Origin of the sequence: Streptomyces sp. NPDC042638, from assembly GCF_040647235.1 — a bacterium.
GTDB classification, from domain to species: domain Bacteria; phylum Actinomycetota; class Actinomycetes; order Streptomycetales; family Streptomycetaceae; genus Streptomyces; species Streptomyces rameus.
This window is the reverse complement of sequence record NZ_JBEZBT010000001.1, coordinates 183,193-196,228: the sequence shown is the minus strand read 5'-3', so window position 1 is coordinate 196,228 and position 13,036 is coordinate 183,193. Positions and strand designations below refer to the sequence as shown.

General features: G+C 71.5%; 13 protein-coding genes. 6 read left to right on the top strand and 7 right to left on the bottom strand.

Going from position 1 to position 13,036, the window contains the following annotated elements; genetic code table 11:
- Positions 1-25: 25 nt before the first annotated feature.
- The 3 genes from AB0B40_RS00890 to AB0B40_RS00880 all read left to right on the top strand — a co-directional run bounded on the left by AB0B40_RS00890 (position 26) and on the right by AB0B40_RS00880 (position 1,890).
- A complete protein-coding gene (locus AB0B40_RS00890) occupies positions 26-622 on the top strand; it encodes a 50S ribosomal protein L25/general stress protein Ctc (protein ID WP_345056249.1) in 597 nt (198 codons plus the stop codon).
- A gap of 75 nt (positions 623-697) precedes the next feature.
- A complete protein-coding gene (gene pth / locus AB0B40_RS00885) occupies positions 698-1,303 on the top strand; it encodes an aminoacyl-tRNA hydrolase (protein ID WP_345056251.1) in 606 nt (201 codons plus the stop codon).
- A 92-nt stretch (positions 1,304-1,395) separates the two neighbouring features.
- Positions 1,396-1,890, top strand: coding sequence for a hypothetical protein (locus tag AB0B40_RS00880; protein WP_345056253.1), 495 nt, complete (start codon positions 1,396-1,398; stop codon positions 1,888-1,890).
- A 96-nt stretch (positions 1,891-1,986) separates the two neighbouring features.
- Here AB0B40_RS00880 and ppc read toward each other — a convergent pair whose 3' ends face one another.
- Positions 1,987-4,719 (bottom strand): phosphoenolpyruvate carboxylase, encoded by a 2,733-nt coding sequence (gene ppc, locus AB0B40_RS00875; RefSeq protein ID WP_345056255.1) that lies wholly within the window; start codon positions 4,717-4,719, stop codon positions 1,987-1,989.
- A gap of 300 nt (positions 4,720-5,019) precedes the next feature.
- On the opposite strand from ppc, the gene AB0B40_RS00870 reads away from it, so the two are divergent.
- Together AB0B40_RS00870 and AB0B40_RS00865 are read left to right on the top strand one after the other, a co-directional pair.
- A complete protein-coding gene (locus AB0B40_RS00870) occupies positions 5,020-6,027 on the top strand; it encodes a fatty acid desaturase (RefSeq protein WP_345056257.1) in 1,008 nt (335 codons plus the stop codon).
- A complete protein-coding gene (locus AB0B40_RS00865; RefSeq protein WP_067049993.1) occupies positions 6,024-6,701 on the top strand; it encodes a TetR/AcrR family transcriptional regulator in 678 nt (225 codons plus the stop codon). Before AB0B40_RS00870 ends, AB0B40_RS00865 begins: the two co-directional genes overlap by 4 nt.
- 81 nt (positions 6,702-6,782) lie before the next feature.
- Here AB0B40_RS00865 and AB0B40_RS00860 read toward each other — a convergent pair whose 3' ends face one another.
- Positions 6,783-7,142: a VOC family protein gene (locus AB0B40_RS00860; RefSeq protein ID WP_345056261.1), complete on the bottom strand. Its 360-nt coding sequence runs from the start codon at positions 7,140-7,142 to the stop codon at positions 6,783-6,785.
- 2 nt (positions 7,143-7,144) lie between these two features.
- Entirely contained in the window at positions 7,145-7,960 is an 816-nt protein-coding gene (locus AB0B40_RS00855) for a trans-aconitate 2-methyltransferase (RefSeq protein ID WP_362261829.1), read from the bottom strand.
- A gap of 89 nt (positions 7,961-8,049) precedes the next feature.
- On the opposite strand from AB0B40_RS00855, the gene tamR reads away from it, so the two are divergent.
- On the top strand, positions 8,050-8,547 hold the full coding sequence (gene tamR, locus AB0B40_RS00850) for a MarR family transcriptional regulator TamR (RefSeq protein ID WP_345056265.1): 498 nt from the start codon (positions 8,050-8,052) through the stop codon (positions 8,545-8,547).
- A 155-nt stretch (positions 8,548-8,702) separates the two neighbouring features.
- On the opposite strand, the gene AB0B40_RS00845 is transcribed toward tamR, so the two are convergent.
- The 4 genes from AB0B40_RS00845 to galT all read right to left on the bottom strand — a co-directional run bounded on the left by AB0B40_RS00845 (position 8,703) and on the right by galT (position 12,994).
- Positions 8,703-9,479, bottom strand: a complete 777-nt coding sequence (locus AB0B40_RS00845; RefSeq protein WP_345056267.1) for a response regulator transcription factor — start codon at positions 9,477-9,479, stop codon at positions 8,703-8,705.
- 331 nt (positions 9,480-9,810) lie between these two features.
- Complete coding sequence (gene galK, locus AB0B40_RS00840) at positions 9,811-10,974, bottom strand: galactokinase (RefSeq protein WP_345056269.1); 1,164 nt, start codon at positions 10,972-10,974, stop codon at positions 9,811-9,813.
- On the bottom strand, positions 10,974-11,936 hold the full coding sequence (gene galE / locus AB0B40_RS00835; protein WP_345056271.1) for a UDP-glucose 4-epimerase GalE: 963 nt from the start codon (positions 11,934-11,936) through the stop codon (positions 10,974-10,976). The genes galK and galE overlap by 1 nt, the downstream gene beginning before the upstream one ends.
- On the bottom strand, positions 11,936-12,994 hold the full coding sequence (gene galT / locus AB0B40_RS00830) for a galactose-1-phosphate uridylyltransferase (protein ID WP_362261824.1): 1,059 nt from the start codon (positions 12,992-12,994) through the stop codon (positions 11,936-11,938). Before galT ends, galE begins: the two co-directional genes overlap by 1 nt.
- Positions 12,995-13,036: the final 42 nt, after the last annotated feature.

The following is a 13,036-nucleotide window of genomic DNA, read 5'->3' as shown; positions in this document are numbered from 1 at the left end:
CCGAGTTCTACGAGGAGTGATCGATATGTCCGAGGTCAAGCTCACCGCCGAGACCCGCACCGAGTTCGGCAAGGGTGCCGCGCGCCGCATCCGCCGCGACAACAAGGTTCCGGGTGTTCTCTACGGCCACGGTTCCGACCCGCTGCACCTGACCCTGCCGGGCCACGAGCTGCTGCTGGCGCTGCGTACGCCGAACGTCCTGATCGCGCTGGACATCGACGGCAAGACCAACGAGCTGGCGATCCCGAAGTCCGTGCAGCGCGACCCGCTGAAGGGCTTCCTGGAGCACGTCGACCTGCAGCTGGTCAAGCGCGGCGAGAAGGTCACGGTCGAGATCCCGGTCCACACCGAGGGCGAGCTGGCCCCGGGTGGCAACCTGCTGGAGCACGTGCTGAACGCGCTGCCGGTCGAGGCCGAGGCCACGCACATCCCCGAGGCCGTCACGGTCTCCGTCGAGGGTCTGTCGGCCGGTGACTCCGTCCTGGCCAAGGACATCTCCCTGCCGTCCGGCGTGACGCTGACCGTCGAGGAGGACGCCGTCGTCCTGCAGGTCCTGGCCGCGCAGGCCGAGGAGACCGAGGGCGAAGAGGCCGCCGAGGGCGAAGAGGTCGCCGAGGCCTGATCCTCGCGGTCGTCATCATCGGTTCAGCCGCCGCTTCCCTCGCGGGGAGCGGCGGCTGGCGCGTATCAAGGAGACATGGACGTGACCACTCCCGCCAGTACGGCTCCCTGGCTCGTCGTCGGGCTCGGCAATCCCGGGCCGGAGTACGCCATGAACCGGCACAATGTGGGCTTCATGGTGGCCGATCTGCTCGCGGAGCGGATCGGGGGGAAGTTCAAGCGGGCCGGCAAGGCGCAGGCGCAGGTGCTGGAGGGGCGGATCGGCCCGGCCGGGCCGGCGAACCGCCGGGTGATCCTGGCGAAGCCGATGTCGTACATGAACCTGTCCGGTGGTCCCGTGAACGCGCTGAAGGACTTCTACAAGGTGCCGGTGGCGAACGTGCTGGCGGTCCATGACGAGCTGGACATCGACTACGGGGTTCTGCGTCTGAAGCTGGGTGGCGGGGACAACGGGCACAACGGTCTGAAGTCGATGACGAAGGCGATGGGACCGGACTATCACCGGGTGCGGTTCGGGATCGGCCGGCCGCCGGGGCGGATGCAGGTGGCCGACTTCGTGCTGAAGGACTTCTCGTCGGCGGAGCGCAAGGAGCTGGACTACTTCGTGGACCGCGCGGCGGACGCGGTGGAGTGTCTGGTGATCGAGGGGCTGGAGCGGGCGCAGAGCACGTACAACTCGTGAGCGCGGGTGTGCGCCGTACAACTCCCGACTTGTCCGGCCGGGTCGCCCACCGGAGTTGACCGGCCGTGTGGGTATGGCCAATGATCCCGGCCATGCCTGCCACAGCACGTACCGCCCGTCAGGCGTCCGGCTCCGCGCTGCGGTTCGGGCGGACCGCGGCGACGGGTGCGCTCGCCGCGCTGATCCTGTTCGCCGGGGTGTGGGGTTCCTGGGGGACGGCGCAGCACGTGATGCTGACCAAGGGGCGTGAGCGGGGCACGGTCCGGGTGACGCGGTGCGCGGGGGACGTGTGCAGCGGCCCGTTCACCCCCGTGTCGGCGGGGGCGCGGCCACGCGCGCGCGTGGAGATCGAGAAGTCCGTCGCGGTGGGCGTGGGAACGACGTACGACGTCGTGCTGAAGCCGGGCAGCGGGGACGCGGTGCGGTCCGGTCCGGCGGGGGTCCTGTTCGCCTGGGTGCCGCTGGGCGGGGCGCTGCTGCTGGCCTCGGTGGTGGTCGCGGGCGGGATGCGGCTGGTCCGGCCGGCGTGGGTGCTCGGGCTCGCCGGGGCGGGGTTGCTGACGGCGGCGTTCGTGGCGTTGCAGTAGCGGGCGGTCCGGGAGCGGCGGGTCGCGCGGCGGCCGGGAACGCGGGTGCCCCCGGGGTCGTACGACCCCGGGGGCACCTTTGTGTGTCGTGGCGGGTCAGCCGGTGTTGCGCAGGCCGGCGGCCACGCCGTTGACGGTGAGGAGCAGGGCGCGGGAGAGCAGCGGGTCGGGGTCGACGCCGGCCGCGGCGGCGTCGCGCTGCCGCTTGAGCAGGGCGACCTGGAGGTAGGAGATCGGGTCCAGGTAGGCGTCGCGGATGGCGAAGGTCTGCTTGAGGACGGGCTGGGCGTCGAGGAGTTCGTCCTCGCCGGTGACGCGCAGGACCTCGCGGACGGTCAGTTCGTGTTCGGCCTTGATGGTGTCGAACACGTGCTTGAGCTCGTCGGGGACGAGGGTGTCGACGTAGTGCTGGGCGATCCGCAGGTCCGTCTTGGCGAGGGTCATCTCGACGTTGGAGATGAAGTTGCGGAAGAAGTGCCACTGTTCGTGCATCTCGCCGAGCACGGAGTCCAGGCCGGTTTCCCGCAGCGCCTTGAGGCCGGAGCCGACGCCGAACCAGCCGGGCACGATCTGCCGTGACTGGGTCCAGCCGAACACCCACGGGATGGCGCGCAGACCGTCGAGCGAGACGCCCGAGCCGGGGCGGCGCGAGGGCCGCGAGCCCAGGTGGAGCTCGGCGAGCTGGTCGACGGGCGTGGAGGCGAGGAAGTACGTCGGCAGGTCGGGGTCCTCGACTAGGCGGCGGTAGGCGGCGTGGGCGGCGTCGGAGACGACGTCCATGGCCGCGTCCCAGCGGGCGAGCGCCTCGTCGGACTGGCGGGGCGCGGTGTGCAGGGCGGACGCCTGGAGGGTGGCGGCGACCGTCAGCTCCAGGTTCTCCCGGGCGAGGGAGGGGATCAGGTACTTGTCGGAGATGACCTCGCCCTGCTCGGTCACCTTGATCTCGCCCTCCAGGGTGCCCCAGGGCTGGGCGAGGATCGCGTCGTGCGAGGGGCCGCCGCCGCGGCCGACGGTGCCGCCGCGGCCGTGGAAGAGGCGCAGCCGGACGCCGTAGCGGTGGGCGACGTCGCGCAGCCGGCGCTGGGCGCGGTGGATCTCCCACTGGCTGGTGGTGATGCCGCCGAACTTGGAGGAGTCGGAGTAGCCGAGCATGACCTCCTGGACGTCGCCGCGCAGCGCGACCAGGCGCCGGTAGGACGGGTCGGAGAGCATGTCCTCCAGGATGGTGTCGGCGGCGCGCAGCTCGTCGGTGGTCTCCAGGAGCGGCACGATGCCGATCTTCGCCCAGCCGGCGTGCAGGTCGACCAGGCCGGCCTCGCGGGCGAGGACGGCGGCGGCGAAGACGTCGTCGGCGCCCTGGCACATGGAGATGATGTACGACTCGATGACCTCGGGGCCGAAGATCTCCAGGGCCTTCTTGACGGTCTCGAAGACGCCGAGGGTCTTCTGGCCGGCGGCGTCGACGGGTGCCGGGGTGGGGGCGAGGGGCCGGCGGGAGCGCAGTTCCTTGGCGAGGAGCTTGGCGCGGTACTCGCGGGGCATGTCGGCGTAGCGCCAGGACTCCTCGCCGAGCCGGTCGAAGAGCTGGCCGAGGGCGTGATGGTGGGCGTCGGCGTGCTCGCGGACGTCCATGGTGGCCAGCTGGAGGCCGAAGGCGGCCAGGGTGCGGATGGTGCGGGCGAGGCGGCCGTCGGCGAACAGGGCGCCGCGGTGTTCGCGCAGCGACGCCTGGATGATCCGCAGGTCCTTCAGCAGCTCGCCGGTGCCGAGGTAGTCGCGGCCGGTCTCGTGCGCGGTGCCCGTGGCGAGGCGCTGCTTGGTGTTCTCCAGCTTCTGCCGGATGCAGGTGGCCTTGAGCCGGTAGGGCTCCTCGGCGTTGAGGCGCTTGTAGCGGGGGCTGATCTCGGGGAGCAGCTCCAGGTCGGCCCGGAGGGATTCCAGCAGCTCTTCGGTGGCTCCGGCGTAGCGGATGGAGTTGGAGAGCAGGCCGCGCAGTTCGTCGATCATCTCCAGGGCGTCGTTGATGCCGTGTTCGTGCTGGAGGATGAGGACGTCCCAGGTCACCTGGGGGGTGACGTTGGGGTTGCCGTCGCGGTCGCCGCCGATCCAGGTGCCGAAGGTGAGGGGGCGGGTGTCGTCGGGGAGCTTGACGCCGACCCGTTCCAGTTCGGCGGTGAGGTCCTCCAGGACGTCGCCGACGGCCCCGGCGTGCAGTTCGTCGAGGTAGTAGATGGCGTTGCGGGCCTCGTCGGCGGGCTCGGGGCGTACGACGCGCAGTTCGTCGGTCTGCCAGACGAGGTCGATGTTCTCGGCGAGGCGGATGTCGTGGCGGCGGCGGTCGGAGTCGAGGACGGGGGTGTCCAGCAGCGCGGCGACGCGCCGGAGCTTGTTGAGGACCGAGCGGCGTGCGGCCTCGGTGGGGTGGGCGGTGAAGACCGGGCGGACGTTGAGGTGCCGCACCGTCTGGCGCAGGTGCTCGGGGTCGGCGTCCTTGAGGCGGTCGGCGGTACGGGCGAGGAGGCCGCCCTCGGCCGCGCGGCGGGCGCGCAGTTCCCGGCCGCGGTGCACCTGTTCGGTGATGTTGGCGAGGTGGAAGTAGGTGGAGAAGGCGCGGACCAGCTTGGCCGCGGTCTCCAGTTCGGTGCCGCGCAGCAGCTCGGCGGCGGCGTCGCCGTCCTCGCGGGTGAGGCGGCGGACCTTCTCGACCAGTTCGAGGAGCTCGGGGCCCTCCTGACGGACGAGGGTCTCTCCCAGGAGGTCACCCAGCCGGCGGATGTCGGCGCGCAGCTCGGTGCTGGTCGTGGTGGTCTGGTCGTCGGCACTGCTCACAGGTGCGGCTCCTTGCAGTGTTGAAGCTCGTCTGGAGGGGAACCCGGCCGGGGCTGCCGCGCGGCGGGCGCCGCATACGGGCCGGAGCGTCCGGGAAGGAAACTTCAGCGGACCGCGCTGTCCGACCGAGACCAAGGATAGGTGGCCATGTGGACGCGCTGGGCCTGGGGCTCTTGCCGCCGCGTGACACGCTGCCATACTTACGACGCCGTAGGTTACGGGACCGTAGGGAAGTGCCGTCGAGTCCCGCTCGGTCCCGGCCCACACTCGTCTTGACCCTCGACCCCACAGGGGACGCGCATGACCTCAAGTTCCGACGTGATCGAAGAAGCCCGTAAGGCCACCGACACATCTCCCCCATCCGCCACGCTGGGCGGCGAGCAGAAGCGTTCGATCGAGCAGATCACGCTGCTCCTGTTCATCATCGTGCCGTTCGCGGCACTGGTGGCGGCCGTGCCGCTGGTCTGGGGCTGGGGGGTGAGCTGGCTCGACATGGGCCTGCTGGTCTTCTTCTACTTCCTCGGGTGCCACGGCATCACGATCGGTTTCCACCGGTATTTCACCCATGGTTCGTTCAAGGCCAAACGGCCCTTGCGGATCGCGTTGGCGATCATGGGGTCGATGGCGGTCGAGGGCCCGCTGGTGCGCTGGGTGGCCGACCACCGCAGGCACCACAAGTTCTCCGACGCCGAGGGCGACCCGCACTCGCCCTGGCGCTTCGGGGAGACGCTTCCGGCACTGATGAAGGGCCTGTGGTGGGCGCACATCGGCTGGATGTTCGACGAGGAGCAGACACCGCAGGACAAGTACGCGCCGGATCTGATCAAGGACGGGGCGCTCCGGGCGATCTCCCGTCAGTTCGTCTTCTGGACGGCCCTGTCGCTGGCCCTGCCGCCGCTGATCGGCGGTCTGGTGACGATGTCCTGGTGGGGCGCGTTCACCGGGTTCTTCTGGGGATCACTCGTACGGGTGGCGCTGCTGCACCATGTGACGTGGTCGATCAACTCGATCTGTCACGCGGTGGGCAAGCGGCCGTTCAGGTCGCGGGACCGTTCGGGCAACGTGTGGTGGCTGGCGGTCCTGTCCTGCGGTGAGTCCTGGCACAACCTGCACCATGCCGACCCGACCTCGGCGCGGCACGGGGTGATGCGCGGCCAGATCGACTCGTCGGCCCGGTTCATCCGCTGGTTCGAGATGCTCGGCTGGGCGTACGACGTGCGCTGGCCGTCACGCTCCCGTATCGATTCGCGGCGGCACGACGGGGAAGGCGACTCCCGGCGCCGGACGGAGGCGGCCGGGACGGCATGATTGACGCCGTGGCGACCGACTCCAGCAGCACTTCCAGCAACGACAAACCGCGGCGGACGCGCCGGACCCGTATGACCGGTGCCGAGCGCCGCCAGCAGCTGCTGGAGATCGGTCGCACCCTTTTCGCGGCCAAGGGCTTCGAGGGCACGTCGGTGGAGGAGATCGCGGCGAAGGCCGGGGTGTCCAAGCCGGTGGTGTACGAGCACTTCGGCGGCAAGGAGGGGCTGTACGCGGTGGTGGTGGACCGGGAGATGCGGCGCCTGCTGGACATGGTGACCAGCTCGCTGACCGCCGGTCATCCCCGCGAGCTGTGCGAGCAGGCCGCGTTCGCCCTGCTCGACTACATCGAGGAGTACACGGACGGCTTCCGCATCCTGGTCCGGGACTCGCCCATCCCGCAGTCCACGGGGTCCTTCGCCTCGCTGATCTCGGACATCGCCACCCAGGTGGAGGACATCCTGGGCCGCGAGTTCAAGAGCCGGGGCTTCGACCCGAAGCTCGCCCCGCTCTACGCCCAGGCCCTGGTCGGCATGGTCGCGCTGACCGGACAGTGGTGGCTGGACGTGCGCCGCCCGAAGAAGGCGGAGGTGGCGGCCCATCTGGTGAACCTGGCGTGGCACGGTCTGGACGGCCTGGAGCAGAAGCCGCGGTTGATCGGGCACCGCAAGGCCTAGGGCCGCCGTCACGGGGCTGGGCACCGCAAGGCCCAGGTCCGCCGTCACCGGGGCTGGGCACCGCAAGGCCCAGGCCCGCCGTCACCGGGGCTGGAGGAACTCCAGCCGGTTGCCGACGGGGTCCCGCGAGTAGCAGCGCCGGTGGCGGGGCAGGGCGTCGTCCCAGGTGACGGGTGCCCCGGCGGCGGCGATCCGGGCCGCGTACGCCTCGATGTCCCGGACCCGCAGGCCCGGGTGGGCCTGCTCGGCCGGGCGGAAGTCCTCTTCGACGCCCAGGTGGAGCTGGACGAAGCCCGCCTCGAACCAGCAGCCGCCGCGCGCCGCGAGCAGCGGCGGCTTGGGGATCTCGGTCATGCCGAGGACCCCGGCGTAGTACGACCGCAGGAGCTCCTCCGCGCCGGGCGGGGCGGCCAGCTGGACGTGGTCGACGGCGATCAGCATGCTCAGCCCTCCTTCACGGCGACGGCGAACAGCCGGCGGAACGGCAGGACCGTGCCGTACGGCGCGCTCGGGTAGGCCGTGCGCAGCAGGTCCCGGTACTCGGTGAGGAACGCGTCGCGTGCCTCGGGGTCGTCGGCGAGTGCGGTCAGGACGGGCCGCAGGCCGGTGCCCTTCACCCAGTCGAGGACCGGGTCCTCGCCCCCGAGGACGTGGTGGTACGTCGTCTGCCACACGTCGGCGGCGCAGCCGAGGCGGGCGAGGCGGTCCAGGTAGGTGCCGGGGGTGTGCACGGAGCTCGTGCGGCGCAGGACGTCGGCGAGGCGGGTCCGCCAGCGGGGGCCGGCGGCGAGGTCGCGCATCAGGGCGTGCAGCGGGGCGTCGATGTTGTCGGGGACCTGGAAGGCGAAGGCGCCGCCGGGTTCCAGGGCGGCGATCCAGTCCCCGAACCGGTCGGTGTGGCCCGGCACCCACTGGAGGGCGGCGTTGGAGACGATCAGGTCGTACGGCTCCTCGGGTGCCCAGGTCCGCAGGTCGGCGTGGGCGAAGTCCAGGCGGCCGCCGCCGGCCGTGGGGCCTTCGTGGTCGACGTGCGCCTTGTCGAGCATCTCGGGGGAGTTGTCGTACCCGGTGATGCGGGCGGTGGGCCAGCGGCCGGCGAGCAGGGCGGTGACGTTGCCGGGGCCGCAGCCGAGGTCGGCGACGCGGGGGCGGTCCCGGACCGGATCCGGGATCCGCGCGAGGAGGTCGGCGTAGGCGCGGGCCCGGTGGCCGGCGTGGCGGAGGTACTGGGCGGGGTCCCACAGGGGCGGCTGGGTCATGCCTCCCACCTTCCCCCGCCATTTCTCTTGATGTCAAGAGACTCGACATCAAGAGACTTCATGTCGACACAACCACTACACTGATCTCCATGGAGGACGAGGTCGATCGGCTGGTCGCAGCGTGGCGCCGGGAGCGTCCGGACCTCGACGTGGAGCCGCTGGAAGTACTGAGCCGGGTGAGTCGCCTCGCCCGGCATCTGGATCGCGCCCGCCGGCTCGCCTTCGCCGAGCACCAGCTGGAGCCCTGGGAGTTCGACGTGCTGACCGCACTGCGGCGCGCGGGCACGCCGTACCAGCTCTCCCCCGGCCAGCTGCTGACACAGACCCTGGTCACGTCGGGCACGATGACCAACCGGATCGACCGGCTCGCGAAGAAGGGCCTGGTGGAGCGGCTGCCCGACCCCAGCGACCGGCGGGGTGTGCTGGTCCGGCTGACCGACGAGGGCCGGGACCGCGCGGACCAGGCACTGGCGGGCCTGCTGGAGCAGGAACGGGCGATCCTCGCCGAGCTGTCCCGCGCCCAGCGCGCCGAGCTGGCCGGACTGCTGCGCGGGCTGACCGCCCCGTTCGACAACATCCCCGGCTGACGATCCGCCGCCGGGAACATGCCCGGCCGACGATCCGCCGGGGACATCCCCGGCCGGTGATCGGTCGGGGACATCCCCGGCCGGTGATCGGTCGGGAACGTCCCGTCGGTGATCCGCCGGGTGACCGAGGCAACGGGCGCGGGCGCGCGGGCCGGTCAGGCGCTGTTCGTCTCCTCCGGGATGATCCGCCCGGCGACGGAACCCAGGTCCGCCGGACCCACCCCCGCCCGCCGGGCCAGCGCGACGGCGGCCAGCGTGGAGTGGACGCCCAGCTTGCCGAGGACGTTCTGCATGTGGGTGCGCACGGTGTGCGGGGAGAGGAACAGCCGCTCGGCGACGGCCTTGCGGCCCAGCCCGGCGACCATGCAGCGCAGCACCTCCCGCTCCCGCGGGGTGAGGGACTCCACCAGGCGCTCGCTCTCGGTACGGTGCCGGCGGGCGGCCGTCAGCTCCTTCAGCACCCCGGTGAGCAGCGCGGGCGGCAGATGCGTCTCGTCCCGCAGGACCCCTCTGATCACCGTCAGCAGCCGGGACAGCGAGCAGTCCTTGGCGACCCAGCCCGAGGCACCGGCCTGGAGCGCGAGGGCCGCGCGGCGCGGGTCGTCCTTCTCGGCGAGGACGACGATCCGTACGGCCGGCTGGGCGGAGCGGACCCCGGCGACCAGGGAGATCCCGTCGACCAGACCCTCCTCATTGCCCTCCCGCACCGGTACGGCCGCACGGGCGCCGGGCAGATTGCCGCCCAGGTCGGCGTCGACCAGGAGGACGTCGTAACGACGGCCCTCGCCGGCCGCGCGGTCCAGGCAGCGCAGCGCGGCCGGGCCGCTGCCTGCGGCGAAGACGTCCACGTCGGGCTCGGCGGCCAGGGCGGCGGCGAGCGACTCGGCGAAGATGCGGTGGTCGTCGACGACCAGGACTCGGATACGAACCACGAAACCCCCTTCCCCAGGCTCCGCTCGGAGCAGGGGTCACCAAGGTCCGGAAATGCCCGGAACAGGTCCGGAGAACGACGACCGACACGGGTACGACACCCGCGGACGAGGAGCCACCGCACGGCCGCCGCCGTTGCGGAGAACTGCTACCCCCACCGCGGGCGCCGTACCCGCCTGATCTCGCCCCCTGAGCGGCACCGGCCCCCACCGGTGCTGTTCCACAGAGTACGGATGAGAACACGCAGCGGAAGGGGATTTGCGGAACTGGCCGCCCGGCACGTTCATGGTGTGCCGCATGTTTCGTATGGAGGCGGAAGTCGACCGAGACAGGTCAGCTCAGGCGTCGGGCTCCCGCCGAAGGCACCGCCTCGAAGACCCGCGGGGGCGGGAAGCCGGAGGCGGCGAAGGCTTCCGTCACGGCCTTCGTGAGGGTGTCGACGTCCCTCTCCTCCGTCAGGACGATCGCCGAGCCGCCGAAGCCGCCGCCGGTCATCCGGGCGCCCAGAGCGCCGGCGGTCAGGGCCGTGTCGACGACCAGGTCCAGCTCCAGGCAGGAGACGCGGAAGTCGTCGCGCAGGGAGACGTGGCCCTCGGTGAGGACGGGGCCGATCGCCCGGGTGCCGCCGGAGCGGAGGAGGGAGACGACGCGTTCCACTCGCTGGTTCTCCGTCACCACATGGCGGACCAGGCGGACGACCTCCTCCTCGTCGCCGAGCCGGGCGAGGGCCGCGTCCAGCTCGCCGTACGGGACGTCCCGCAGGGCGTCGACGCCGAGCAGGGCCGCGCCCTTCTCGCAGCCGGCCCGGCGCCTGCCGTACTCGCCACCGCTGTGGGCGTGCTTGACCTGGGTGTCCACGACCAGCAGGCGCAGGCCCTCGGCCGCGAGGTCGAAGGGGATCTGCCGCTGGGACAGGTCACGGGTGTCCAGGAAGAGCGCGTGGCCCTGCTCGCAGCAGGCCGACGCCGTCTGGTCCATGATCCCGGTCGGGGCACCGACGTAGACGTTCTCGGCGCGCTGGCACAGCCGGGCCAGCTTCCAGCGCGGCAGGCCGAGTGCGTACAGGTCGTCCAGGGCCAGCGCGATCACGACCTCCAGCGCGGCCGACGAGGACAGGCCCGCGCCCGTGGGGACCGTGGAGGAGAGGTGGACGTCGGCGCCGGTGATCTCGTGGCCCGCCTCGCGCAGCGCCCACACCACGCCCGCCGGGTATGCCGTCCAGTTCTCGTCGCTCTGCGGAGCGAGGGCGTCCAGCCGCAGTTCCGCGATCCGCGCCGTCCCGCCCTCGATGTCCGCGGAGTGCAGGCGCAGGATGCCGTCCGTGCGGCGGGAGACCGCCGCGAGCGCCTGGTGCGGCAGCGCGAACGGCATGACGAAACCGTCGTTGTAGTCGGTGTGCTCACCGATGAGGTTGACGCGGCCCGGTGCCGACCACACCCCGTCCGGCTCCGTCCCGAACAGCTGCGTGAAGCGCTGCGCGACCTGCTGTGCCCCCACTAGTGCTCCTTTGCGATGCGCCGCGTGAACTCCCACGCGTCGGCGACGATGCCCGCGAGATCCGCGCGGGCCGGGTTCCAGCCCAGCTTCTCGCGGGCGGTGTCCGCGGAGGCGACCAGGACCGCGGGGTCGCCACCCCGGCGCGGGGCCACCACCTCGGGGATCGGGTGGCCGGTGACCTCGCGGACGGTCTCGATGACCTCGCGGACGGAGAAACCGTTGCCGTTGCCGAGGTTGCAGATCAGGTGCTCGGCGGGGGCGGCGGCGGCCAGGGCCAGCAGGTGGGCGTCCGCCAGGTCGGCGACGTGGATGTAGTCGCGTACGCAGGTGCCGTCGGGGGTCGGGTAGTCGTCGCCGTAGACCGAGATCGCGTCGCGGCGGCCCTGGGCGACCTGGAGGACCAGCGGGATGAGGTGCGACTCGGGGTCGTGCCGCTCGCCGCAGTCGCCGTAGGCGCCGGCCACGTTGAAGTAGCGCAGCGACACCGCGGCCAGGCCGTGGGCGACGGCCTCACCGGTGATCATGTGGTCGACGGCGAGCTTGGAGGCGCCGTAGGGGCTGGTGGGCCTCGTGGGGGCGCTCTCCGGGATCGGGACCTGCTCCGGCTCGCCGTAGGTGGCCGCCGTGGAGGAGAAGACCAGCTTGCGGACGCCCGCCTCACGCATCGCGGCGAGCAGCGCCATCGTGCCGCCGACGTTGTTGTCCCAGTACTTCTCCGGCTTCACCACCGACTCGCCGACCTGCGAGAACGCGGCGAAGTGCAGGACGCCGTCGAAGGAGGGGTCGAGCCACTTGGCGGCGTCGCGGATGTCGCCCTCGATGAAGGCGGCGCCGGCGGGCACGCCCTCGCGGAAGCCGGTGGAGAGGTTGTCGAGGACCGTGACCTCGTGGCCGGCTTCCAGCAGATGCTGGGCCACGACACTACCGACGTATCCCGCGCCACCCGTCACCAGGTACTTCATCAACTCGCTACCTCTCGCAGTCGCTCGGCCGCGCGTTCCGGCGGCACGTCGTTGATGAACACGTTCATGCCGGACTCGGAACCCGCGAGAAACTTCAGCTTGCCGGAAGTGCGGCGGATGGTGAAAAGCTCGAGGTGGAGCGCGAAGTCGTCACGCGTCACGCCGTCGAGCCCCGCCGGGGCGCCGAACGGGGCCTGGTGCCAGGCCGCGATGTAGGGCGTCGGAGGTTCACCCTCGCCGAAGATACGGTCGAAGCGTCCCAAGAGTTCCAGATAAACCTGGGGGAACTCTGAGCGCGCCGCCTCGTCGAGTGCGAGCAGGTCGGGCACGCGGCGCCTGGGGTACAGGTGGACCTCGTACGGCCAGTGCGCCGCGTACGGCACGAAGGCCGCCCAGTGTTCACCCTCAAGGACGACCCGCTCACCGGCGAGCTCCCGCTCCAGGACGGCGTCGAACAGGTTCTGCCCGCCGGTCGCCTCCCGGTGCGCGGCGAGCGAGCGGAACATCTGCGCGGTGCGCGGGGTGGTGAAGGGATAGGCGTAGATCTGCCCGTGCGGGTGGCCCAGGGTCACGCCGATCTCGGCGCCCCGGTTCTCGAAACAGAACACCTGATCGACGGAGGGCAGGTGCGACAGTTCCGAGGTGCGGTCGGTCCACGCGTCCAGCACCAGACGCGCCTGCTCGGGGGTCAGGTCGGCGAAGGAGGCGTCGTGGTCGGAGGTGAAGCAGACCACCTCGCAGCGGCCGGAGTCACCGGCGAGCGACGGGAACCGGTTCTCGAAGACGACGACGTCGTAGGAGGAGTCCGGGATCTCGCTGAGCCGGTCGCCGCGCGTCGGGCACAGCGGGCACTCGTCGGCCGGCGGATGGTAGGTGCGGCCCTGGCGGTGCGAGGCGACGGCGACCCGGTCCCCGAGCAGCGGGTCGCGGCGGATCTCGGACGTGGTGACCGTGCGCTCCAGGGGCCGCCGGTCGACCGCGTCCCGCACGGTGTCGTCCCGGAGGTCGTAGTAGATCAGCTCACGACCGTCGGCCAGCCGGGTCGAGGTCTTCTTCACGCCGGACTCCTCTACGTCCCGCACCCAATCACTCAACACAAT

Excerpts from the sequence above, each read along its gene's own strand:
- AB0B40_RS00890 (WP_345056249.1), top strand. The coding sequence starts at position 26 with ATGTCCGAGGTCAAGCTCACCGCCGAGACCCGCACCGAGTTCGGCAAG.
- pth (WP_345056251.1), top strand. The coding sequence starts at position 698 with ATGGACGTGACCACTCCCGCCAGTACGGCTCCCTGGCTCGTCGTCGGG.
- AB0B40_RS00880 (WP_345056253.1), top strand. The coding sequence starts at position 1,396 with ATGCCTGCCACAGCACGTACCGCCCGTCAGGCGTCCGGCTCCGCGCTG.
- AB0B40_RS00870 (WP_345056257.1), top strand. The coding sequence starts at position 5,020 with ATGACCTCAAGTTCCGACGTGATCGAAGAAGCCCGTAAGGCCACCGAC.
- AB0B40_RS00865 (WP_067049993.1), top strand. The coding sequence starts at position 6,024 with ATGATTGACGCCGTGGCGACCGACTCCAGCAGCACTTCCAGCAACGAC.
- AB0B40_RS00860 (WP_345056261.1), bottom strand. The coding sequence starts at position 7,142 with ATGCTGATCGCCGTCGACCACGTCCAGCTGGCCGCCCCGCCCGGCGCG.
- AB0B40_RS00855 (WP_362261829.1), bottom strand. The coding sequence starts at position 7,960 with ATGACCCAGCCGCCCCTGTGGGACCCCGCCCAGTACCTCCGCCACGCC.
- tamR (WP_345056265.1), top strand. The coding sequence starts at position 8,050 with ATGGAGGACGAGGTCGATCGGCTGGTCGCAGCGTGGCGCCGGGAGCGT.
- galE (WP_345056271.1), bottom strand. The coding sequence starts at position 11,936 with ATGAAGTACCTGGTGACGGGTGGCGCGGGATACGTCGGTAGTGTCGTG.